This window comes from Megasphaera sp. UBA4233 (assembly GCF_002395615.1).
Lineage (GTDB): Bacteria > Bacillota > Negativicutes > Veillonellales > Megasphaeraceae > Megasphaera > Megasphaera hexanoica.
Map to the genome: position 1 here is coordinate 32,495 of NZ_DGXL01000033.1, position 22,342 is coordinate 54,836.

The window sequence follows — 22,342 nt, forward strand, 5'->3', positions numbered from 1 at the left end:
GTGAATGTTTAGTCCTTTAAGGAAACAGCTTTTTGATACCTATGTGTATCAGAGGCTGTTTTTTTGTTTATAAACGGAAAATATATCAGCAGATAATGGGAGGAGGAAGAATGATGAAAAAATTTTTTATAATAATCGGTTGTGTCCTGTTAATCATCGGATTTGTCTGGAACGAATGTCTGCCCCATGTGTCGCCCGTACCGCAGGCCCCTGTCGTAGAAGAGGTGGAAAAACCGGACTATATCGTGTATATTACCGGTGCCGTCAGAAAGCCCGGCCTGTATTCCTTTACTCATGCCGTCACCGTCGGCGATGCCGTCCACGCGGCAGGCGATGCACTCCCGTACGCTGAGGCGTCGGCCGTAAACTATGCTTCCCGCATCGAAGATGGCATGCAGATCCACCTGCCATACAATCTCGATGGCGTACCTCCTGCAGCAGATAGTGATGGTAAAATCAATATCAATGAGGCTGATGAAAAGAAACTGACCGGTCTTCCCGGCATCGGCCCCGCCATGGCAAAACACATCATCGAGTACCGGGATGAACACGGAGGATTTACCGAGTGTGAGCAGCTGCAGCAGGTCAAAGGCATTGGTGCTGCCAAGTATGAAAAGTTAAAGGATAAGGTGACCGTATGACCTATATCAGTATTTTCGCCGCCCTGGCTTTTGCCTGTGGCATCATCGCAGCGGATATCGTGCCGGTCCCGGCGGCCGCCGGACTGGCCGGAGCAGGGTTCTGCCTGCCCGCTATGTGGGCCTTGAGGCATCGCATGCGCTGGGCCCTGATTTTGTTATTATGCCTGATGTTTTCGCTGGGCCTCTTCCGACTGGCCTGGGAAAGCAGACAGTATGAAGCGCTGCCTGCGTATCTGGCAGGAATGGAAGTATATGTAGAAGGGACGGTGAAGGAAAAGAAACATTCTTATGAAACGGAGCAGGGAACGATGAGCCGCTATGTCATCGACATGGACTATTTTGCATTCCCGGACGATCCGGCACGGCACAGGGGAAAGGGGAGTATATATGTCACCCTTCCGGCCAGTCCCGTCCACCCTCCATCGGAGCGCCTCGGGCTGAGACTGAACCTGAAAGAGCTCACCTATTACGGGAATCCCGGCCTGTACGATGCCAGGCACCGGGACCGGGAACAATCGATTTTTCTGAAAGGATACACGGTACCCGATACGAAAATAGAAACACTGGAGCCAGGCCGGGGGATACTCTGTCAGCTATGGCGTCTGAGACAGTATCTGACCCATATGTACCAGACCGTCCTGGACAGGGACAATGCCTATATCCTGAGTAGTCTCCTTTTTGGCGGTCACTATGATGACCTGCCTCCGTCCCTGCTGGAGAGTTTCAGTGTTACCGGACTGATCCATATCCTGTCCGTATCGGGGTCTCACATTTCTTTGTTGCTGGCAGCCGTACAGATACTGGGGAGACTGGCTTCTTTGCGGGAAAAGCCCCTGTTCATCCTTTCTGCTGTCGTCGTCATTGTATACGGTGCGCTGGCCGAAGGGACGGCGCCGGTCATCCGCTCGTCTCTCATGGGTCTCATATCTGCCTACAGCCTGACAGCCCGCCGGCAGTACACGGCCTGTCACGCCCTGGCTCTGGCAATTATAGCTATGCTGCTATATAGTCCCTGCCTGCTCTTTGACCTGTCTTTTCAGTTGTCCTGCGGGGCATCGGCAGGCATCGTGCTGCTCCAGCGCCCGGTAGAACGATGGTTTTCCTTCCTGCCGTCGTTCTTGCGTTCTGGTATCAGCGTCTGCATCTGTGCCCAGCTGCTGCTCATTCCCTTTTTGCTGCATTATTTTTCAGCACTGCCCGTATACTCCCTGCTGGCCAATCTGCTGGTCGCGCCCGTCCTGGACTTCGTCATCCTGCTGGGACTCGCCGCTTCTGTACTGGGAATGGCCGTACTGCCCCTGGGCCAGGTACTGCTTTACGTCTTGCAGCCTCTGCTGAGTCTTGCCGTCAAGGGCAATTATTTCATTTCCTCCCTGCCATATAGCCGTTTCTGGCAGGGGGCCTGGCCGGTGTACACCTCGGCTGCCTATTATCTCGTACTGACCGGTCTGTTCTTTTTGCCGCCATACCGTAAGGTGCTGCTGCGTATGGCAGGTATTCTGTTCCTCGTTTCTACTCTGTATGCCGTCTATACCCGGCCGGAAATCATGATTTACAGTTATGATATGGGAAATGACCGGGCAACCTGCATCGTCTATGATGATACTTCGGCCTGCCTGTGGTATAATAAGAGCCAGTGGTCCCATGAAGGACAAATAGCCTGCGCCCTCACGCCGGCCCTGCGGCATTGTGGTATATTTCATCTGGACCGGGTATGGGTCAGTGGCGATGCCGGACCGGCAGAAGCGCAGCTGCGGCAGGATTTTACGATCGGCGACCTCCAGGTTGTGACTGAGCCGGTCGAGGGTGATGCTGCCGGACTAATTCAGACAGGGGTCCCGTACTACTTATATGAAACGTCTCTACCCAGACAGTTTCCATCGGGCTCCGTGCTGGAAGTCCAGTCGCTGCGCCAGGCGGGCCGGACGGCGTTTCCCCGGGATGCCGATTTTTTGATCCTGCACCGCAGCGGCCCCCGGGATGTCCAGTGGAAGCGATGGTGCGAGACGGCAGCTCTTTACGATATACCCTGTGTGACGCCGGAAGAAGACGGAGCTGTCATTCTTTCCTGGCGCAGGGGATGCTGGACCGTACGGTCAGGTGGTGAATGGTTTGAAACAGGTAAAAATCATATATGGCAGTGAAACGTATCTAATGCATCGGGAAGAGCAGTCGTTCCTGGAGGCATTCCGGAAGCGGGCAGGAGAAGAACCGGAACTTTCTGTCTTTGGCAAAGATGCCGCGCCTGCCCAGGTCGTAGAGGCGTTCCAGTCGTCGTCTCTCTTTGGCGGTACAAATGTCTGCATCTGGCATGACTGTCCGTACCTTCCCATCAAACGGGGCGGTAGGTCCCGCAGCAAGCTCACTAAAGAAGAAACGTGGTTCCTGGAACAGCTGGCGGCAATCCCTGAAGGGAACGGGCTTTTATTTGTCATTAAATTTCCGAAGGAAACAAGCAGACTCGATACGGGCTGTGTGTTCTTCAAGGAAGTTAAAAAGCTGGCTGAAGTGGCAGAATGCCAGCCGGTTACGGACAAGACGGTCATGACCTATGTCAGTTCATATATGAACGGACGGGGACTGCATCTGTCTCCTTCCGCCGACCGTTATCTGCGGGGACTGTTCCAGACCTGGGATGCTATCCCGCTGCAGTACGTGTTTTCTGAACTGGACAAGTTGTGCATCATGCTCCCCGACGGGACAAGGGAAATAGAAACAACCCATCTGACGTCCCTCTTTTCCGGCACTATGGAAAAAAATCTCTTTACCTTTATGGATTACTTCCTGCGCCGGGACGGCCGTCACACGATTCCTTTTATTTCCAGTCTGTTCAGCCGCCAGGATGCTTTCTTGAAAAATACGGGGTATATGTTGTCCCGGCTGCGCCTCCTGCGGGCATATAAAGAACTACAGGCGGCAGGGATGAAAGAAAAGCAGTCTGAACAGGTCCTGACCAGGGTCAATAAAGGGAAACCGGTAAAATATGCGTTATACCACTTGAAAAAAATAGCATCTTATTGGAAAATAGAGGAGCTGGACGAATTACTCCTCCAGATTTTTACATTACAACTCAATATACGCAGAGGGACGGCCCAGTCCATGGATATGGAGCAGCTCATCTGTTTGTATTGCAGCAATAAAGGCAGGGTTTAAATTGCAGGACGAAGAAAAAGCACGTAAAGAACGAATGAAAGAATACCGCCGCCGCTATCGGGAAAAACACGGCATCAAAGAACACCCCAACCGGCTGAAAAAAATAGCCGCTGTAATCATTGGCATCTGCATTGCCGCATCGGGCAGTTTTTTTGCAGCCCAGAGCAAAGCCGCGTCGATGGTGACACTCGAAGGAAAGCCGGTTACGGAAATGACCGAAGAAGATGTGCGGGAATTTCTCGATAAACGCGAAGGAGACCTGCAGAAACAATCGGTGCATTTTACCGCCGATGATGTCGATGAAACGCTGCCCCTTGGAAAAGTCGATGCCCATTTTGACCGGCAGCGTATCAACGATGCGCTGTTCCTCGTCGGCCGCACCGGTTCGCCAGTCAGACGGGTTGCTGATGTCATTTCTATTCTGCGCTTTGGCCGGGATGTTCCTCTGTCCATAGCCGTCGATGAAGAGAAACTCGCATCGTACATCGGCGACATGCACGACCGGTACGATCAGGAACCGCGCAACGCCCATGCCCGGCCTGACGGAAGCGGTGTTACCATCCAGAAAGAACGGGACCAGATTACCATCGATTCGGAAGCCCTGCAGTCGGCTGTCCTCGACGAATTGGGCGACGGCAGGACTGATACGGTAGAAGTACCGGTCACGGCCCGTAAAGAAGCGCAGATTAAAGAAAAGGACCTCAAGAGTATCGACACTGTCCTTTCCTATTATACGACCCACTTCGATGGGAAAAATGATAACCGCGATGATAACATCCGCATCGCCCAGAAAGCGCTGAACGATACGCTTGTCCCGGCCGGGAAAGATTGTTCCTTCAATAAGACTGTTGGCAAACGGACGAGAGAAAAAGGATATAAAGATGCCCCTGTCTATTTCGACAATAAAGTCGTCCTCGATGCCGGCGGCGGTGTCTGTCAGGTCAGCACGACCTTATTCAACGCGGCTCTTAGGGCCGGCATGATCATCGCCAGCCGTTCGCCCCACTACGCCCCGGCAGGGTATGTGCCCGTCGGCATGGACGCTACCGTAGCCGACGATTCACTGGATTTTGCTTTTACCAATCCCTTTACCCGCCCTGTGTATATTTACACGGAAATGGGCGACGCATCCGTAACCGTCTATATCCTTGGCAATCACGCCGACACGTGCAACGTGACCTTTAACACCGTATCCCAGAAAACCCTGCCTCATCGCGTCGTACGTCGTCATGATGACAAAGTGACGGAAGATAAACGGGACCAGGAAGGCTACGACGGACATGATATTACCATCCGCCGTACCGTCAACTATACGGACGGGGATCATTATACCGATACGATTGTATCCCACTATGACCCTAATACGGAAATCATCCTCACGCCGGGCGATTCTTCAGAAGAAGTCGTGCAGACGACGAATCTCGACGGAGAACAGCCTCAGGACGCCATGATCAACGCTCCCCATGACCCGACGAAGATCCCTGAACCGGCCGTTTCTGAAACGGATAGCGATGACGGGGCCGATGGCAGTAACAGTGAAGCGGCTGACGACGAGTAAGCCCGGTAGAGATACATCACATAGAAAGGAAACCTTATGAAAATTTGGCACATTCTCCCGAAAAAAGAATTTTCTATCCCTGTCGATAAGGACCACTATGTCCTGGTCCATGAGATTTGTGCAGAAGACCCGGGCCCACGCTGGCATGTCCGCACGAAATCGGACTGGAAGGTAACTGATGCAGACGTGTTGAAACAGGCTGTCTGCCAGGCGTTGCAGCTGCCGGGAGAAGTGACGCTGGAAAATGAGGTGGAATTTATACGCCACGGCGGCGATATTCCTCTCAGCCAGACGGAAGCGGAGTGGAATAGTGCAGTCCAGGTCAGTTGTGATGATATGGATGGGTACGGTATTCCTCACGAAGATATATATGATGTCAACGACGACGAAGACTGGCTCAAAGATGATCCGGAATACCAGAAAGCCTGTGCGGCTGCTGCAGGAAATGGCAAAGAAAACAGCAGTACGAAGCACAGCAGTAAAAAGGGAAGCACCAGTCCGGCCCAAAGCGACAGCCGCGTCTGGCTGGGAAAATATGTCGATGGCGAGGTTACGCCCATCAATGATGTCCTGGGAGAAGAACGGCCCGATGTCATTTTCCGGGGCAAACTGGTGCGGGTAGAGTTCCGGGAAACGAAGACGAAACGCATTATCCTGAACTTCCAGATGGCCGATAAGACCAATGGTATTTCCGCCCAGAAATTCCTCGACATCGGCGGCAGCAGCAACAGCAAGTACCGCCGGCGCAATACGATTACCGCAGAAGAACTGGAGGCCCTGAAGGGCAACATGAAAGAAGGAGCCTGGGTCCGCGTCCATGGCGATGTCAAATACAGCGATTATCTCAACGACTATGTCCTCAACGTGGACAGCATCATGCCTTCCAAAGGCGGTGCGGTCGAACGGGAAGATACCAATCCGACGCCGCGGGTGGAACTGCACCTGCATACGGTCATGAGCGATATGGATGCCCTGATTACGGTCAAGCAGCTCATCAGGACCGTCAAAAAATGGCATCATCCGGCCATTGCCGTCACCGACCACGGCGTCGTCCAGTCCTTTCCCCTGCTGCAGGAAATTTCAACGGATAAGACGAATAACGTCAAAGTCATCTATGGAATGGAAGGCTACCTGTTCGATACGAAAGTAGATGAATCGTATCACATCGTCATCCTGGCCAAAAACCAGATAGGCATCCGCAATTTATACAAACTGGTCAGCATTTCCCACCTGAAATATATCTACCGCGGGCGGCCACGCATTCCCCGGGCGGTGCTCAACGAATACCGCGAAGGTCTGATTCTGGGGTCGGCCTGTGAAGCAGGGGAGCTGGTCCGCTCGATGGTGCAGAAAAACCTGCCCTATGAAGAACTGTTGAAGATAGCCTCGTATTATGATTATCTGGAAATCCAGCCCCTGACCAATAACCAGTTCCTCGTCCGGGAAGGGCTGGTACAAGATGAAGAAGGGCTGCGCAATATCAACCGCACTATCATCCGCCTGGCCGATGAGCTGGGCAAAATGACCGTAGCGACCTGCGACGCTCATTTCCTCAATCCTGAAGACAAGATATACCGGGAAATCCTCATGACCGGCAAGGGCTTTAAAGATGCCCAGTATCAGCCGGACCTGTATTTCCGGACGACCGATGAAATGTTGCAGGAATTCTCCTACCTGGGTGAAGACCGGGCCCGGGAAGTAGTCATCACTAATCCCAACAAGATTAACGACATGATCGACCATGTCCGGCCTGTGCCCAAAGAAACACTATATTTCCCGCAGATTGCCGGCTCTTCGGAAGCACTGAAAAAGATGTGCTATGACAAGGCTCATGAAATCTATGGCGATCCTCTTCCCCAGATCGTAGAAGACCGTCTGACTGAGGAATTCACATCTATCCTGGGCCATGGGTTCGGCGTCTTGTATTACATTGCCCACAAGCTGGTCAAGCATTCCAATGATGATGGCTACCTGGTCGGCTCCCGTGGATCCGTCGGCTCGTCCTTTGTCGCGACTATGTCGGATATTACGGAAGTCAATCCGCTGCCACCTCATTATGTGTGCCCTGAATGTCAGTACAGTGAGTTTTTTACCCACGGCGAATATGGCGGCGGCTTCGATCTGCTCGACAAGAAATGCCCGAAGTGTGGGGCGGATCTGAAAAAGAACGGCCATAATATCCCCTTTGCCATATTCCTTGGTTTTGACGGAGACAAAGTACCGGATATCGACTTGAACTTCTCCGGTGAATACCATCCCAAAGCCCATAAATACACGGAAGAACTTTTTGGTAAAGATAACGTATTCCGGGCTGGTACGACCGGCGTCGTCCAGGACAAGACGGCCTATGGATATGTCATGAAATGGGCCGATGCCCGCGGTATTAAAGTCAACGACGCTTATGTCAACAGCCTCGTCGCCGGCTGTACGGGCGTAAAGAATACGACGGGACAGCACCCCGGCGGCGTCATGGTCATTCCCCGCGACATGGATGTCCATCATTTTACGCCTGTACAGTATCCGGCCAACAAAAAGGATTCGGGCATCATTACGACCCACTTCGATTATCATTCTATCGAAGGCCGTCTGGTCAAGCTGGATATCCTCGGCCACGATGATCCGACGGTCATCCGCATGCTGGAAGATCTGACTGGCATCAAGGCGACGACCATCCCCTTCGATGATCCGGCGACGATGAGCCTGTTTAGTTCGACGAAGGCCCTGGGACTGACGCCGGAAGAACTGGGCTCCCAGGTCGGAAGTCTGGGAATCCCCGAATTCGGTACGCCTTTCGTCCGCCAGATGCTGGTCGATACGAAACCGAAAACCTTTTCCGAACTGGTCCGTATTTCCGGATTTTCCCATGGGACAGACGTCTGGCTGAACAATGCCCAGGACCTGATCCGTGATAAAGTCGTACCGCTGAAAGAAGCCGTCTCTACCCGTGACGACATCATGAACTATCTCATCCAGCATGGCATCAAGCCCAAGACGAGCTTCAAGGTCATGGAAAACGTCCGTAAAGGCAAGGGTATTGACAAACTGAACAAGGCCGGGCAGAAGACGACTGATTATGAAGGGGAACTGAAAGCGGGGAACATTCCACAGTGGTTCATCGACTCGTGCCATAAGATCGGCTACCTGTTCCCCCGGGCCCACGCCGTTGCCTATGTCATGATGGCCTTCCGCATTGCCTGGTATAAGATCAACTATCCCCTGGCGTATTATGCGGCATTCTTTACGATCCGCGCCAAGGCCTTCAAATTATCGGCCATGATCCATGGGCTGGATACGCAGGTGAAGGTCATGAAGGAAATCAAGGCTCAGGGTAAGAGCGCGTCCAAAATAGACCAGGATCTGTATTCGGCTCTGGAACTGGCGAAAGAAATGAGTCTTCGCGGCTATTCCTTCATGAACGTCGATATCAAACGGTCAGCAGCGACGAAATTTACCGTCTGCGATGGGAAAATCCTGCCGCCATTCACGGCTATTGACGGACTGGGTGCCAACGTTGCCGAACAGATTGTAGCGGCCCGCGAGGAACGGCCTTTTACATCCAAAGCGGATTTGAAGATCCGCGGGAAAGTGTCCAAGTCCCTTGTTGATGCTATGACGGCCGAAGGATGCCTGGACGATTTGCCCGAAGATGAACAACTCGATTTATTTGCCATGTAAGAGGTATCGACAGAGCGGCCGTTCTGCTTTATAATAAGGTAGAGTATTTACTATGCTAAAGTATGAAAGCGGCAAGTGAGGTGTCATCATGGCTGTCAATGAAAAATTAAGGGATCATCTTCATGACCAGCTTTTCCAGGCAATCCTGGAACTCCAGTCAATCGATGAATGTTATGAGTTTTTTGAAGATTTGTGTACCATCCAGGAGATGAAAGCCATTTCATCCCGTCTGGAAGTAGCCCGGATGCTGAAGGCCGGTGATATTTATGAAGATATCGTCAAAAAGACCGGGGCCAGTACGGCAACGATCAGCCGTATCAAGCGGTGCCTAAATTATGGCAGTGGCGGATACAGCAAGATTCTCGAACGGATGGCAAAAAAGAATCCCGACTTACTGAAATTGAGCAGTGGGAAAAAATAAGAACAACCTTTCGTTTTAACATATTGCAAAAATCCGCTGATTAGTATATGATGAGACAGGTTCTATGTAATGTTTCCTATGTAAAACGGATTGGAGTGGATGGAATGAGTTTCATCAAGGAATTCAAAGAATTTGCTATGCGCGGCAATGTCATGGATATGGCTGTCGGCGTCGTAGTCGGCGGTGCCTTTGGCAAGATTGTCACGTCATTAGTTAATAATATCATCATGCCACCTATCGGCGTTCTCCTGGGAGGTATTGATTTTTCCGATTTCTTTATTCCCCTCAGTACACAGCACGTTGGAAGTCTGGCAGAAGCAAAGGCGGCTGGTATTCCCGTCATTGCCTATGGTGCTTTCCTGAATACGGTACTGGAATTTCTCATCATTGCTTTTTCTATTTTTATCGTCATCCGTCAGCTGAACCGTCTGCTGCCCAAACCGGAACCGGTAGCGGAACCCCGCCTGTGCCCGTATTGCCGTCAGCCCATTGCGGACGATGCGACACGGTGTCCCCATTGTACGAGTGAATTGCCTGAAAAATAGGGCGATGCCGGAATGTAACGGTATGATGAAGCGGGCCTGCCTTATGTGTGGCAGGTCCGTTTAGTTTGTTTTCCGGAGTGTGATGGACTTGAAAACCAAGTTTGGCGTCACTATTTTTTCGAATGGTGATATGAATATAGTGAAAGAATCGCTGCAGGAAGATCTGTGGAGAGATTATCAGTTCTTTTGCAAAAAAGCAGACAGCCACCGTCATAAGCAGGGCCCGAAGGCCAATCTGCTGGTGTGTCGGTATGAACGGACGGCCGTCATCACGTTGTTCACCTTTTTTTCGGCTGTCCTGGACAGTTGGCGTATCCGGCAGGGCACGGCCGGATCGGTCGTATCTCTGACAGCAGCCTGTCAGGCTTTTTTGGAAGACTGCCGGAAGTGGAGTGGGAAGCAGGCTGATTTCAGCCATTTATTGGCCATTCTTGGGCGGTACGACCAGAACCGGCAGGCTTTGCTGGAAACTGTCTCAGAGGAAAGCCGCTGTGATATAGAAAAGAGTATGTGTGCCTTCCTCGATTTTATGGAGGGGCAGACGGATCTGCGCCGCTTTCCCGAGGCCGCATCAGGAACGGAAGGTCTGATGAACCATCTCATAGGCAGTGTATGAGATCAGGGTCTGCCGGAAAAGGGAAATTCCCTTACTGTCAGTCAGAAGATAAGAATCTGGCTGGCAGTTTTTTTGTGAGGAACAGACGATGTATATTGCACTTGTACCTTTAATTTGCTATACTATAGGCGATTAGTTGATTAAATCAACTAAAAGAAAGGAAGTCGTGCTGTATGGATTATCTTAAAGCCAGTCATGATTTTGGCATCATAAACCGGCGTTCCCAGGCCTATGTGACGGAAATCTGTAAACCCTGGAATCTGTCCTATTCCGAGTACATCATCCTCATGAGTCTATATACACGCAGTGAATGTCAGCAGAATGAATTAGGCAAAGCTATCAAAGCGGATAAGGCACTGGTCGCCCGCTGCGTCAAGACATTGGAAGAGAAGGGGTTCCTCTTCCGGAGACAGAGTGAGCAGGACCGGCGGGTTAAATATATTTATCTCACAGAAAAAGCCTGGTCCTTACAGGGAACGATGGAAAATATCTTGAAAAAATGGGTAGAAGCGCTGGTGCAGGGTATTGATGAACATGCGTTGGACAAGGCCCTGGATATTATGCATGCCGTTGCGGAAAATGCGGCACATGCCGATATCCCGGCACTTGGCCCGGTAAAGGAGATAAAATTATGAAGAAAAATGGAACGTATACGGCACTGGCCCTGCTGGTCGTGCTGGCACTGGCCCTGTCGGGATGCGGCCAGAAGACGGAACAACCAGAACAGGCCCAGCTGGTCAAGGTCATCCGCGCCGGCAGTGATACGGCTGGCAGTACGGCCGGAACTTATTCCGGTACGGTCAAAGGCCGGTATCAGAGCAACCTGTCTTTCCAGGCAGGCGGCAGGATTACGGCGCGGAACGTGCAGCTCGGTTCCCAGGTTCATGCCGGCGATGTCCTCATGACGGTCAATCCCAGGGATATTGCCCAGGCCGTCAATCAGACACAGGCCCAGGTAGACGCCGCGGCCGCCCAGCTGCAGTTGGCCCAGTCGAATCTGGCCCGTTATCAGCAGCTGTACCAGGTCGATGCCATCAGTGCCTCCGTACTCGATCAGTACCAGACGGCGTATGACCAGGCTGCCGCCCAGTATAATCAGGCCCTGGCAGCCCGGCAGGCCCAGGAAAACCAGTTGTCCTACACGCAGCTCACCGCCGATGCCGACGGCGTCATTTCATCTGTCTCTGCAGAAGTCGGACAGGTCGTAGCAGCCGGTCAGACCGTCGTCACCCTGGTCCACTCTGGGGATTTGGAAGTCAAAGTTAACGTGCCGGAAAACAAGCTGGCCGATTTTCCCGTTGGCCGGACCGTATCCGTGTCCTTCTGGGCCTTGCAGGGCCAGCATGTACAAGGCGTCGTACGGGAAGTATCGCCTATGGCAGATGCGGCATCGCGGACCTATGAAGTCGATATTTCCCTGCCCGATCCGCCGGAAGGAATGCAGCTCGGCATGACGGCGACGGTGGCCAACGGCAGTGAAGAAGCATCTGCCGGTGACGCTTTTACTCTGCCGATTTCGGCTATTTATCAGACCGGGGATACACCAAAGGTATGGGTTGTCGGAAGTGATCATACGCTGTCCCTTAAAGATGTAACGGTCACGGACTTTGGCGACAATACGGTACAGGTTACCGGCCTTACCCGTGGCGATAAAGTCGTGACAGCCGGCGTCCACATGCTCAGTGCCGGTGAAACCGTACGGGTAGAGGGGGAAGATGAATGAGAAATTTATCGGAAGTCTCTATCCACAACCGGGTCCTCGTCTGGTACTTTATCATCCTCATCGCCATTGCCGGCATATTTTCCTACATGAAACTGGGCCGCATGGAAGATCCGACTTATACGGTACGGACCATGGTCGTTTCCGTAGCCTGGCCCGGCGCAACGGCAGAGCAGATGCAGGAACAGGTAACCGATAAAATCGAAAAGAAACTGCAGGATACGCCAAACCTCGACTATATCAAAAGTTATTCTCGTCCCGGTCAGTCGGTTATTTACGTGTACCTCGACGATAAGGCGCCACGGGACAGTATCCGCAGTACCTGGCATGAAGTGCGTAACCTGACGGAAGATATGAAAAAAGACCTGCCCGATGGTGTGTATGGTCCCTATTACAATGACCGCTTCGACGATGTCTACGGGTCTATCTATGCCATCACTGGCGACGGCTATTCCTATGAGGAATTGCGCCAGAAGGCTGAAAAGATCCGCCGCATGATGATGTCTGTCGATGATGTCAGCAAGGTGGAACTCGTAGGAGAACAATCGGAAAAGGTTTACATCGAAGTGGCCAATTCCAAGCTGGCTGAACTGGGCATTGCGCCGACGGCTATTGCCGATGCCGTCAAGGGACAGAACGCCATGACGCCCGCCGGCATGGTGGATACGAAATCGGACAATGTGTACCTCCGCCTGTCCGGCGTCTTTGAAGATGTGGAAGCCATCCGCAATCTGCCTATCAATGCCAATGGCCGTGTATTCCGCCTCGGCGATATTGCGACGGTAGAACGGAGATATACCCAGCCGTCGGATCCCAAGATGTTTTACAATGGCAAACCGGCCGTCGGCATTGCCCTGTCCATGAAGAGCGGCGGCAACAATCTGAAGCTCGGTGAAAATCTGAAAAAATTGCAGCAGAGCGTCAAGCCGGACCTGCCGGCAGGCATGGAAATCCACCAGGTATCGGATCAGCCGCAGGTAGTCAAGGAATCAATCAGTGACTTTATCAATACCCTGCGGGAAGCCATCATCATCGTCCTCATCGTCAGCTTCCTCAGTCTGGGTCTTCGCACGGGACTGGTCGTCGCATTCTGCATCCCCCTGGTACTTACGGGTGTGTTCTGTGTAATGGAAATCTTTGGCATTGACCTGCATAAAGTGTCCCTGGGATCGCTCATCATCGCCCTGGGCCTTCTCGTCGATGATGCCATCATTGCTGTTGAAATGATGACCGTCCAGTTGGAAAAGGGAATGAACCGCGTCGATGCGGCCTGCTATGCTTTCAAAGCGACGGCCAAGCCCATGCTGACGGGCACGCTCATTACTTGCGCCGGGTTTATTCCCGTCGCCTTTGCCGACGGGGCCGCCTCGGAATTTTGTAAGGACCTGTTCCCCGTCATCACGGCATCGCTGGTCCTGTCGTGGATTGTATCGGTCATGGTAGCGCCTCTTTTTGGCTATTATCTGATCAAGCCGAAAGTCAGCAAAGATGAAAAACCAGAGCCATTGTATCAGAGCCGCTTCTACGTGTTCTTCCGCAAGGTCCTGACCTGGTGCCTGACACACCGTGCGGTCGTCATCGGCGGTACGGCGGCTATGTTCGTCCTGTCGCTGGGACTCATGAAACTCATTCCCCAGGAATTTTTCCCGCCGTCCCTGCGCCCCGAACTGATTGTGGAAATGACCCTCCCTGAAGGGGCTTCCATGCAGGCTACCCAGAATGAGGCAGCCCGTTTTGCCCAGTATCTCGACACGCAGCAGTCCCAGCTGAAGGATTATTCCTACTATGTCGGCGAAGGGGCACCGCGGTTTGTCCTGACCATTGAACCGGTCCTGCCGGCCAATAACTACGCCCAGTTTGTCGTCGTCGCCAAAGACACGGACACGAGGGAAAAACTGACGAAGGAAATCAAACAGGAAATGGCGGACCAGTTCCCCAATGTCCGCTGCAATGTCAAGAACGTGCCTCTCGGTCCGCCGTCGGATTATCCCATCATGCTGCGTGTATCCGGTTATGATACGGATAAGGTCAAAGCTTATGCCCAGCAGATTGCCGACCGCATAGCCAAAGATCCCAATACGGAAAACGTATTCCTCAACTGGAATCAGAAAAACAAGGTCATGCACGTCGAACTGGACCAGAATAAACTGCGGGCCATGGGAATTTCCGGTCAGAATATTGCCCAGACCCTGTACACCGAATTGTCCGGCGCTACAGTGGCGCAGTATTATGCCGGCGATAAGACCATCGGCATCCAGCTCCGCCTTCAGGACAGCGACCGCAATGACCTTTCCAAGATCAAGAGCCTGCCTGTCTACGTTGGCCAGGCCGGTTACGTGCCACTGGAACAGATTGCCCGGATTTCCTATGAAGGGGAAGACGGACTCATCTGGCGCCGGGATCTAAAGCCGACCATTACCATCAATGGCGGTATCAAGTCGGGAACGGCCAACGACGCAACGCAGAAGGCCTATGATTCCATTGCCGATATCCGGGAAAGCATGCCTTTTGGATATACCGTTGAAGTAGACGGGGCGCTGGAAAACAGCCAGAAATCACTGAACTATCTGCTCGTTCCCGTGCCGGTCATGATTATCATCATCATGACCCTGCTCATGTTCCAGCTCCGCAGCCCGTCGCTGATGGTACTGGCACTGGTCACGGCGCCTATGGGACTCATTGGCGTATCCCTGGGGATGCTTCTCTTTGGCAAGTCTCTGGGATTCGTGGCCTATCTGGGAATCCTGGCGCTGGGCGGGATGATCATCCGTAACTCCATCATCCTCCTCGATCAGATCCAGAAGCACATGGCAGCCGGAGAAGACCCGTGGCATGCCGTCATCGACTCAGCAGTCATGCGTTTCCGTCCTATCATGTTGACAGCGGCAGCGGCCATTCTGGGGATGATTCCTCTCATGCGCAGCGTCTTCTGGGGGCCGCTGGCTGTCGCCATCGCCAGTGGATTGTTCGTAGCGACAGTCCTGACACTCCTGGTCCTTCCGACTATGTACGCTGCTTGGTTTAAGGTGAAACGTACGTCGTAATCACTTCAATATAGTTAGTTAATCTAAGTTAAAACAGAGACTGTGACAAAACGAGCTTTTAGAGCTATTTTGCTACGGTCTCTGTTTTTTGTTACCTTATTGCTTTTGCTATGCTTTTTGAGCATTCCTTAACTTGTGATAATAAGCATTTTACATGTCACAACCGGGACCATATAATACAAGCAGGAAATGAAACTAATCAGGAGTCAGCCAGAAAAGAAGTATTGCCTTATGAAAAAGAACTATTATCGCTGTGTGCAATCTTACTGTGATGGCTGTATTGACTCTATGATACGGTGTATTAGTGTAGAAATGAGAGGATTATATGTTTATACGGGAAATGGCCAAACGGGTACATCTTTCAGAAGATACCCTGAGGTATTATGAAAAAATCGGGCTGCTGGCTCACGTTCCCCGTGATGCCGGTGGACACCGGGTATATGGCGAGGTGGAAATTGAAGAAGTTCAGAAGATTGTGTATTTAAAAGCCAGCGGACTTTCTCTGAACGATATCCGGAACTATCTGGAGTTGATGCAGGGGGGAAAAGAAGGAAAAGAACAGCAGCATATATTATTACTGGCGACGCAGAAAACATTGCTTCGGAAGATGGTTGAGCTGCAGCAGTCTCTGAAGAAAATCAACCAATTGTTGTATACCCGGCATCAGACCTGCATGACGGCCGGTTCCCAGACAGTGCCGGAATAGGCCCGGGGCGTGTCACCGTACGCGTGAATATGATATTTTAAAGAGAGGGAATACCGTATGAAACTTACATCTATCTTAAAGATAATATGCATGGGAATGGCTCTTTGTACTCTTACGGCCTGCGGAAATACAGAAAATACCCAGGCAGTGCAGGATACCCCATCGGCATCGACAGGGGTCTACGTACCGAATCAGACGGGCAAACCTATGTCGGAAGACATCAAGGATGAGCTGGAAACAAAGCATAAGCAGGAAGCGGCATCTATCAAGACCATCCAGGAAGAACCAAAGGGAAGTCACAAAGGTCAGCGCATCCTCATCGCTTATTTTACCTGGGGCGGCCGGTCCGGGGAAGTGGCCCATATGATTCATGATAAAATCGGCGGCGACATATATGAAATCAAGCGGAATCCCGATTATTCCCGTGATTACTCGACAGTCTTAAAGGAATCGGTAAAAGAAGTCGATGACAACGCCCGGCCCCAGCTGGCAGGGGAACGGCCGGATTTTTCCCAGTATGACGTCATCGTCCTGGGCTATCCCTGCTGGTGGTTCACGGCTCCTATGATTATCCCGTCATTCCTGGAAGGACAGAATCTGGAAGGAAAGCTCATCGTTCCCTATATGTGCTCTTACAGCAGCCCCTTTGAAGTGACACTGCCTGCATTGGCAGCGGCAGCACCGGGCGCGCGGATTTTCAAAGGACTGACCCTGGATAAAGATACGGATTACGGCGTCATCGATTCCTGGTTGGTGCAGGCAGGCCTACTGTGATGGTTCACCGGGATTTGGAATACGGGCAGTTTCCTGAGATTTCATGATTAAAGAATATAAGACGTTTAAATGATGGAGGTAATAACATGAAAAAAATAGTCATTTATTTTTCAGCCAGTGGCATTACGGAAAAACGGGCCAGGGAACTGGCTGCTGTGACTGGATCGGATATACAGGCTATCGTACCGGCACAACGGTACTCGTTGGCTGACTTAGATTGGACTAATCAGAAGAGCCGCAGTTATCAGGAAAATCTCGATGATGCAGTCCGGCCGGCATTGGAACATGGGAACATGAATTTGGCAGGATACGACCGGATTTATCTGGGCTTCCCCATTTGGTGGGGTATCGCACCTAAAATCATCAACACATTTGTAGAAAGCAATGATCTGAGCAATAAAGAAATTGTAGTCTTTGCTACATCAGGTGGCAGTGGCTTGCAGACAGCCGTTAAGACGTTGCAAAAACAATATCCTGCGCTGGATATTAAAGCAGGAAAATTATTGAACCACAGTGTAAAAAGCGATATTATTTAATCTGTTCATGAAATCAGTAAGACCTCATACAGAATAAGTCAGGCGGACGTACAAAGAACGAAGAAGAAGGTGGTATCGTGAGTAAGGAAGTGAGCCGGCGCACGTTTTTGAAAATTCTCGGTGGGGGATTGGCCGGTATGGCTGCTGGCGGGGCCGTGTGGAAACGTCATGAAATCATGGCCTTTCTCGATGCCGATAAAGCTGCAGCTGATGCAGGGCAGGATATGGGCAGGGTTGCGACCAGGTATTATGCCCCACTGGGGAAAGACCTGTCTCTGTTGGGATTTGGGTGTATGCGCCTGCCGACGAAATTCTCTGCTCAGGGCCGGGTCATTGATACGGAATTGGGCGAAAAGATGATTGATTTCGCCTACCGCCACGGCATCAATTATTTCGATACGGCCTGGTTTTATCATGACGGGCAATCGGAAGGCTTTATCGGCCAGGCCCTAAAAAAATATCCCCGTGACAGTGTGTTCCTTGCCGATAAAATGCCGACGCCGATTCTGGAGAGCCTCAATCAGGCAAAGGAGATTTTCCAAACGCAGCTCGACCGTTGCCAGGTCACATATTTTGACAATTACATGCTCCATTCTCTCACCAGCCGGGACGAATTCGAGCGGCTGTATATCCAGAACGGAATCCTCGAGTATCTTCGTCAGGAGAAATCCCGGGGCCGCATCCGCTGTCTGGGATTTTCCTTTCATGGCGACGTGCCTTTCTTCCAGTATCTCATGGACCTGTATCCGTGGGATTTCTGTATGATCCAGCTCAACTATGCCGACTGGAATGATCTGGGAGAAGCGCCGTCGGGCAGTCGTCAGGCCGGCGATTTATACCGCGAGTGCCGGGAAAAGAACGTCCCCATTTTCGTCATGGAACCGGTCAAAGGAGGTAATCTGGCTGATCTGCCAGCTTCTTCAGCGGCAATTTTGAAAGAATTGCATCCTGACGCCAGCCTGGCGTCGTGGGCACTGCGCTGGGTAGGATCGAAAGACGGGGTCATTACGATGAATTCGGGGATGAGTAATCTGGAACAGGTCCTGGATAATGTCCGGACCATGAGCGATTTTAGCCCCTTATCGCCAGCAGAAGAACGGGCCATTCAGAGGTCTATGGGAAAGAACGCGGACAGTATGGCCATTCCCTGTACGTACTGCCGGTATTGTGATCCCTGTCCTTACGGCGTCGATATAGCTACGGTGTTTCAACTGTATAACCGCTTTGGTGAACCGGCCGGTATCGATATGGCCCATCCGGACAGAGCGGATGATGCGAAAAAACGGCAGTTCCTGACGCGGTATCAAAATAATCTGGAACGGACTCAGCGGGCATCCCAGTGTACGGCCTGCAAGACCTGCCTGCCACGGTGCCCCCAGCATATTCCCATTTCCAAAAATATTCGCGCTATTGATGATATGGTGCAGCAGTTCAGCCGGGACACGGGAAAGGTCGTGATATAGATGATACAGAAAGGACGCATATTCCTGTCGTGGCTTACGATGGCGGCCGTCTTGCTGTCTTTTGGTGGAGTAGTGACGCCGTTCCTTACCCGGTGGCAGTTCCTGCCGGCCCTGCTGGCTTCTAATGTCCTTGCCATTGCTGTCATTCTTCTCGTCACATTTTTCTGTGGCCGGCTGTACTGCAGTGTGCTCTGTCCCCTGGGAATCAGTCAGGACGCCATATACTGGCTGGCAAAGCGGCGTAAAAAAAATCGCCGGAAATTTACTTTTCATAAAGAACAGCGATGGGTCCGCTATGGTATACTGGCCGCAGTGGCCTTATCCCTGCTGATGGGCATATCGCTGGTTCCCGTTCTCGTCGATCCCTACAGTATTTTTGGCCGTATCGTCACAGATATACTGGCCGTCCCGGCATCGTATGTGTGGAATGGCCTGGCAGGTCTTTCATTGGTCTGGCTTCCGATTATATCGAAAGTGGATATCCTGCCTCTGGCAGGCCCGGCTGTCGTTATGGCCGGGGTGTATTTTCTCGTCCTGTCCATCTTTTCCTGGCGGTATGGCCGCTGGTATTGCAACACCTTGTGCCCTGTAGGAACCTTGCTGGGAACGATCAGCCGTTTCAGCCTGTTCCGTCCCATCATTGACCGCAGCCGCTGTGTCCGGTGCGGGCAATGTGAAAAGATTTGCCGCTCGTCCTGTATTGATGTGGCTCATGGAATCGTAGATTCCAGCCGCTGTGTCGATTGCTTTGACTGCATCTCCATTTGTCCCAAAGGAGCACTGTCCATGTCCCGCCGTGGCAGGAAACAAAGTGCTGTAGAGTGGACTGAGGAGAAAGAAGCGCCGGAAATGCCGGAGACAGAAGGCATCAGCCGCCGGGATATGCTGATTACGACAGCTGTCGCTGCCGGAACGCTGGCCGCGGGCCTTGCACGCAGCCAGCCGCTGATTCCAGGTCTGCTGGGAACGGGAAAGGGGAAGAAAGCGGTTTTGCCGCCGGGAGCCCTGTCACTGACTGATTTTTCCCAGCACTGTACGGCCTGTCATCTCTGTGTCAGCCGCTGTCCCAGCAAGGTGCTGACGCCGGCTGTCCTCGAAAACGGAATCATGCAGATGGGTCAGCCTCATATGGACTTTACCCGCGGCTACTGCGTGTATAACTGCAATTTCTGTTCCCAGGTCTGTCCGGCCGGGGCCATCCGTCCTTTACAGTTGGATGTGAAACAGCAGACGAAAATCGGCATTGCCCGCTATGCCCAGTTTCACTGCCTCATTGCCCGTGAGGGCATCATCTGTGGAAATTGTGCCCGCCATTGTCCGGTACAGGCCATCACTATGGTAGAAAACCGCGACGGCCGCAGTTATCCCAAGGTCGATGGGGCACGCTGCATCGGCTGCGGCTCCTGTGAATACCACTGTCCTGCCCATCCAGCTGCCATATCGGTCAGCCCCATGCGGTCCTGATTTGTGCTGTCCATACTGTTTGATTATTCCTGAAATTTCCTTGACAAGGGCCGGAGAATCGCTTACAATATAAAAGTCGTAGCATGCACAAGTGGCTAGACAGATAAGCCGCATGAAGAGGCATACAAGTCCGCAAGGCGCCGTATTCAGCGAGTATATTGATGAGGAGGTGTCACTATGTACGCTATTATCAAAACCGGTGGAAAACAGTATCGCGTTCAGGAAGGGGACAACATTTTTGTTGAAAAACTCGCCAGCGATGTGGATTCCGAAGTCGTATTCGACCAGGTACTGGCTGTCGTCAACGACGGAGATGTCAAAGTAGGTTCTCCTGTTGTCGAAGGTGCCAAAGTTACAGCTAAAGTATTGGAACAGGGCAAAGAAAAGAAAGTCCTCGTTTTCAAATACAAAGCTAAATCCGACTATCGTCGTCGTCAGGGCCATCGTCAGCCTTACACGAAAGTCGTCATTGAAAAGATTGAAGGCTAATGATTACCATTGCATTACAACGGGATGAACAACAGCGTTACAGTGGTTTCCGTATTTCCGGTCATGCCGGATCGGTAGATGCGGGATACGATCTCGTCTGTGCGGCCGTGTCCGTACTGGCCCAGACAGCCTTTCTGGGGCTGTGTCATTACGGGAAGAAACCGGCGTACGAACAGCGGGAAGGGTATTTTTCCATACGTCTTGCTGAACGGAACGAAACGACGCAGGTCATCCTGGAAACAATGGTTCTTGGTTTAGAGGAAATTGTACGACAGTATGGACAATACGTCGTATTCGACTCATAGAAGTCAGGAGGTGAACGTAATGTTCAAATTTGATTTACAGCTGTTTGCCCATAAAAAAGGGGTAGGTAGTACACGTAACGGCCGTGACAGCGAATCCAAACGCCTTGGTGTCAAATGCCACGACGGCGTTATCGTTAAAGCCGGCAACATCATCGTTCGCCAGCGCGGCACTCACTTCCATCCGGGCACGAACGTAGGCATCGGCAAAGATGATACGTTATTTGCTACGGCTGCTGGTAAAGTTGCTTTTGAACGTGCTGGCAAATACAACCGGAAAGTCAGCGTTTACCCGGTTGAAGCCGAAGCATAATCATACAGGCTCGTATAAAAGAGAGTTTTTCCTTATAGGTCATCTATGAGGAGAACTCTCTTTTTTGTTGTCGTTATACGTTATTTTTTTCACTAATTTTAGAAAAAATCTATTGTCAAATGGTCCGTTCTATGCTAAACTATGCAAAGTGCCAGAGGGTCGTGAAACAAAGGGCTGGTCAGTATCCACGACGAGCTGAACCGTGGCTTCCACGACATGAGGACACAAATTTTTGTTACGACTTATATCCCATGAGGAAGCGGGAGTAAGAACGGAGGAGAATTTCATATGGAAAAAGTAAAAACGTTACCTGGGCAGCATCAGTTCATGAGTGTACGGCAGCTTACGGTTGCCGGTTTTCTGTCGGCTATTACCATTTTTCTGGGACTTACCGGATATGGCTTCATTCCCCTGATCATCATGAATGCGACCATTCTTCACATTCCGACGATCATCGGCAGCATCTCCGCAGGACGCCGCGTCGGTATGATTGTCGGTTTCATGTTCGGTCTGTTTTCGTTCATCCGTACGCTGCAGGCACCGAGTGCCCTGTTGATGTTTGCCGTACAGTACAGCATCGTGGCAGACGCCTTCATCTGCATCGTACCGCGTATTATGATCGGTGTCGTAGCCTATGAATTGTACAAGCACCTGAAAATCCGTGAAGTTGCCCGTGTTGCCGTAACGGCTGTTGTCACGACGGTCTGCCATACGGTCATGTTCCTCGGATCCTTTACGGCTATCGTCGGCATGCCCTATGCCGAAGCACACGGCATTACCCTGGCTAACGTTTTCAATATCATGGCCGGGATCACTGTCGTCAACGGCATTCCTGAAGCCATCGTTTCGGGCCTCATCGTTACGCCGATTGTCATGGCGCTCCATCGCTCCGGCCTGAAAGTACAATAAGCACAGACACATT

The 22,342-nt window shown here is 51.7% G+C and carries 20 protein-coding genes; all 20 read left to right on the top strand.

Going from position 1 to position 22,342, the window contains the following annotated elements; genetic code table 11:
• Positions 1-110: 110 nt before the first annotated feature.
• The 20 genes from B2U90_RS11250 (at position 111) to B2U90_RS11345 (ending at position 22,329) form a co-directional block, all read left to right on the top strand.
• A complete protein-coding gene (locus tag B2U90_RS11250) occupies positions 111-641 on the top strand; it encodes a ComEA family DNA-binding protein (RefSeq protein WP_292017817.1) in 531 nt (176 codons plus the stop codon).
• Positions 638-2,785, top strand: coding sequence for a ComEC/Rec2 family competence protein (locus tag B2U90_RS11255; RefSeq protein WP_292017818.1), 2,148 nt, complete (start codon positions 638-640; stop codon positions 2,783-2,785). The genes B2U90_RS11250 and B2U90_RS11255 overlap by 4 nt, the downstream gene beginning before the upstream one ends.
• Entirely contained in the window at positions 2,754-3,794 is a 1,041-nt protein-coding gene (gene holA, locus B2U90_RS11260; protein ID WP_072235740.1) for a DNA polymerase III subunit delta, read from the top strand. Before B2U90_RS11255 ends, holA begins: the two co-directional genes overlap by 32 nt.
• A gap of 1 nt (position 3,795) precedes the next feature.
• Positions 3,796-5,352 (top strand): VanW family protein, encoded by a 1,557-nt coding sequence (locus tag B2U90_RS11265; protein ID WP_292017819.1) that lies wholly within the window; start codon positions 3,796-3,798, stop codon positions 5,350-5,352.
• A 36-nt stretch (positions 5,353-5,388) separates the two neighbouring features.
• The gene (locus B2U90_RS11270; RefSeq protein WP_292017820.1) at positions 5,389-9,027 is read left to right on the top strand and encodes a PolC-type DNA polymerase III; all 3,639 of its coding nucleotides are present in this window, start codon (positions 5,389-5,391) and stop codon (positions 9,025-9,027) included.
• A gap of 88 nt (positions 9,028-9,115) precedes the next feature.
• On the top strand, positions 9,116-9,448 hold the full coding sequence (locus tag B2U90_RS11275) for a YerC/YecD family TrpR-related protein (RefSeq protein ID WP_059077160.1): 333 nt from the start codon (positions 9,116-9,118) through the stop codon (positions 9,446-9,448).
• A 104-nt stretch (positions 9,449-9,552) separates the two neighbouring features.
• Positions 9,553-9,993 (top strand): large conductance mechanosensitive channel protein MscL, encoded by a 441-nt coding sequence (gene mscL, locus B2U90_RS11280; RefSeq protein ID WP_059077161.1) that lies wholly within the window; start codon positions 9,553-9,555, stop codon positions 9,991-9,993.
• An 88-nt stretch (positions 9,994-10,081) separates the two neighbouring features.
• Positions 10,082-10,609, top strand: coding sequence for a hypothetical protein (locus B2U90_RS11285; protein ID WP_162816264.1), 528 nt, complete (start codon positions 10,082-10,084; stop codon positions 10,607-10,609).
• A gap of 173 nt (positions 10,610-10,782) precedes the next feature.
• Entirely contained in the window at positions 10,783-11,244 is a 462-nt protein-coding gene (locus B2U90_RS11290; protein WP_075582218.1) for a MarR family winged helix-turn-helix transcriptional regulator, read from the top strand.
• Positions 11,241-12,332 (top strand): efflux RND transporter periplasmic adaptor subunit, encoded by a 1,092-nt coding sequence (locus tag B2U90_RS11295; RefSeq protein ID WP_292017821.1) that lies wholly within the window; start codon positions 11,241-11,243, stop codon positions 12,330-12,332. Before B2U90_RS11290 ends, B2U90_RS11295 begins: the two co-directional genes overlap by 4 nt.
• Positions 12,329-15,373 carry an efflux RND transporter permease subunit gene (locus B2U90_RS11300; RefSeq protein WP_292017822.1) on the top strand — a complete coding sequence of 1,015 codons (3,045 nt, stop codon included), beginning with the start codon at positions 12,329-12,331 and terminating at the stop codon, positions 15,371-15,373. Before B2U90_RS11295 ends, B2U90_RS11300 begins: the two co-directional genes overlap by 4 nt.
• A 325-nt stretch (positions 15,374-15,698) precedes the next feature.
• Positions 15,699-16,079, top strand: a complete 381-nt coding sequence (locus B2U90_RS11305) for a MerR family transcriptional regulator (protein ID WP_292017823.1) — start codon at positions 15,699-15,701, stop codon at positions 16,077-16,079.
• A gap of 57 nt (positions 16,080-16,136) precedes the next feature.
• Entirely contained in the window at positions 16,137-16,853 is a 717-nt protein-coding gene (locus tag B2U90_RS11310; RefSeq protein ID WP_075582221.1) for a flavodoxin, read from the top strand.
• Between the two features lie 86 nt (positions 16,854-16,939).
• Positions 16,940-17,389, top strand: coding sequence for a flavodoxin (locus B2U90_RS11315; RefSeq protein WP_075582222.1), 450 nt, complete (start codon positions 16,940-16,942; stop codon positions 17,387-17,389).
• 77 nt (positions 17,390-17,466) lie between these two features.
• Positions 17,467-18,852 (top strand): aldo/keto reductase, encoded by a 1,386-nt coding sequence (locus B2U90_RS11320; RefSeq protein WP_292017824.1) that lies wholly within the window; start codon positions 17,467-17,469, stop codon positions 18,850-18,852.
• Positions 18,853-20,316 carry a 4Fe-4S binding protein gene (locus B2U90_RS11325; protein WP_292017825.1) on the top strand — a complete coding sequence of 488 codons (1,464 nt, stop codon included), beginning with the start codon at positions 18,853-18,855 and terminating at the stop codon, positions 20,314-20,316. It begins immediately after the preceding gene.
• 177 nt (positions 20,317-20,493) lie between these two features.
• Positions 20,494-20,805, top strand: a complete 312-nt coding sequence (gene rplU / locus B2U90_RS11330; RefSeq protein ID WP_059077170.1) for a 50S ribosomal protein L21 — start codon at positions 20,494-20,496, stop codon at positions 20,803-20,805.
• Positions 20,805-21,110, top strand: a complete 306-nt coding sequence (locus tag B2U90_RS11335; protein ID WP_059077171.1) for a ribosomal-processing cysteine protease Prp — start codon at positions 20,805-20,807, stop codon at positions 21,108-21,110. The genes rplU and B2U90_RS11335 overlap by 1 nt, the downstream gene beginning before the upstream one ends.
• 19 nt (positions 21,111-21,129) lie before the next feature.
• On the top strand, positions 21,130-21,420 hold the full coding sequence (rpmA, locus tag B2U90_RS11340; RefSeq protein ID WP_059077172.1) for a 50S ribosomal protein L27: 291 nt from the start codon (positions 21,130-21,132) through the stop codon (positions 21,418-21,420).
• A gap of 288 nt (positions 21,421-21,708) precedes the next feature.
• Positions 21,709-22,329 carry an ECF transporter S component gene (locus B2U90_RS11345; RefSeq protein ID WP_059077173.1) on the top strand — a complete coding sequence of 207 codons (621 nt, stop codon included), beginning with the start codon at positions 21,709-21,711 and terminating at the stop codon, positions 22,327-22,329.
• The last annotated feature ends 13 nt before the right edge of the window (positions 22,330-22,342 follow it).

What these genes read in the sequence shown, in the direction of transcription:
- B2U90_RS11250 (WP_292017817.1), top strand. Translation starts at nt 111, where the DNA reads ATGATGAAAAAATTTTTTATAATAATCGGTTGTGTCCTGTTAATCATC.
- B2U90_RS11255 (WP_292017818.1), top strand. Translation starts at nt 638, where the DNA reads ATGACCTATATCAGTATTTTCGCCGCCCTGGCTTTTGCCTGTGGCATC.
- B2U90_RS11270 (WP_292017820.1), top strand. Translation starts at nt 5,389, where the DNA reads ATGAAAATTTGGCACATTCTCCCGAAAAAAGAATTTTCTATCCCTGTC.
- B2U90_RS11275 (WP_059077160.1), top strand. Translation starts at nt 9,116, where the DNA reads ATGGCTGTCAATGAAAAATTAAGGGATCATCTTCATGACCAGCTTTTC.
- mscL (WP_059077161.1), top strand. Translation starts at nt 9,553, where the DNA reads ATGAGTTTCATCAAGGAATTCAAAGAATTTGCTATGCGCGGCAATGTC.
- B2U90_RS11290 (WP_075582218.1), top strand. Translation starts at nt 10,783, where the DNA reads ATGGATTATCTTAAAGCCAGTCATGATTTTGGCATCATAAACCGGCGT.
- B2U90_RS11295 (WP_292017821.1), top strand. Translation starts at nt 11,241, where the DNA reads ATGAAGAAAAATGGAACGTATACGGCACTGGCCCTGCTGGTCGTGCTG.
- B2U90_RS11300 (WP_292017822.1), top strand. Translation starts at nt 12,329, where the DNA reads ATGAGAAATTTATCGGAAGTCTCTATCCACAACCGGGTCCTCGTCTGG.
- B2U90_RS11305 (WP_292017823.1), top strand. Translation starts at nt 15,699, where the DNA reads ATGTTTATACGGGAAATGGCCAAACGGGTACATCTTTCAGAAGATACC.
- B2U90_RS11310 (WP_075582221.1), top strand. Translation starts at nt 16,137, where the DNA reads ATGAAACTTACATCTATCTTAAAGATAATATGCATGGGAATGGCTCTT.
- B2U90_RS11315 (WP_075582222.1), top strand. Translation starts at nt 16,940, where the DNA reads ATGAAAAAAATAGTCATTTATTTTTCAGCCAGTGGCATTACGGAAAAA.
- B2U90_RS11325 (WP_292017825.1), top strand. Translation starts at nt 18,853, where the DNA reads ATGATACAGAAAGGACGCATATTCCTGTCGTGGCTTACGATGGCGGCC.
- rplU (WP_059077170.1), top strand. Translation starts at nt 20,494, where the DNA reads ATGTACGCTATTATCAAAACCGGTGGAAAACAGTATCGCGTTCAGGAA.
- B2U90_RS11335 (WP_059077171.1), top strand. Translation starts at nt 20,805, where the DNA reads ATGATTACCATTGCATTACAACGGGATGAACAACAGCGTTACAGTGGT.
- rpmA (WP_059077172.1), top strand. Translation starts at nt 21,130, where the DNA reads ATGTTCAAATTTGATTTACAGCTGTTTGCCCATAAAAAAGGGGTAGGT.
- B2U90_RS11345 (WP_059077173.1), top strand. Translation starts at nt 21,709, where the DNA reads ATGGAAAAAGTAAAAACGTTACCTGGGCAGCATCAGTTCATGAGTGTA.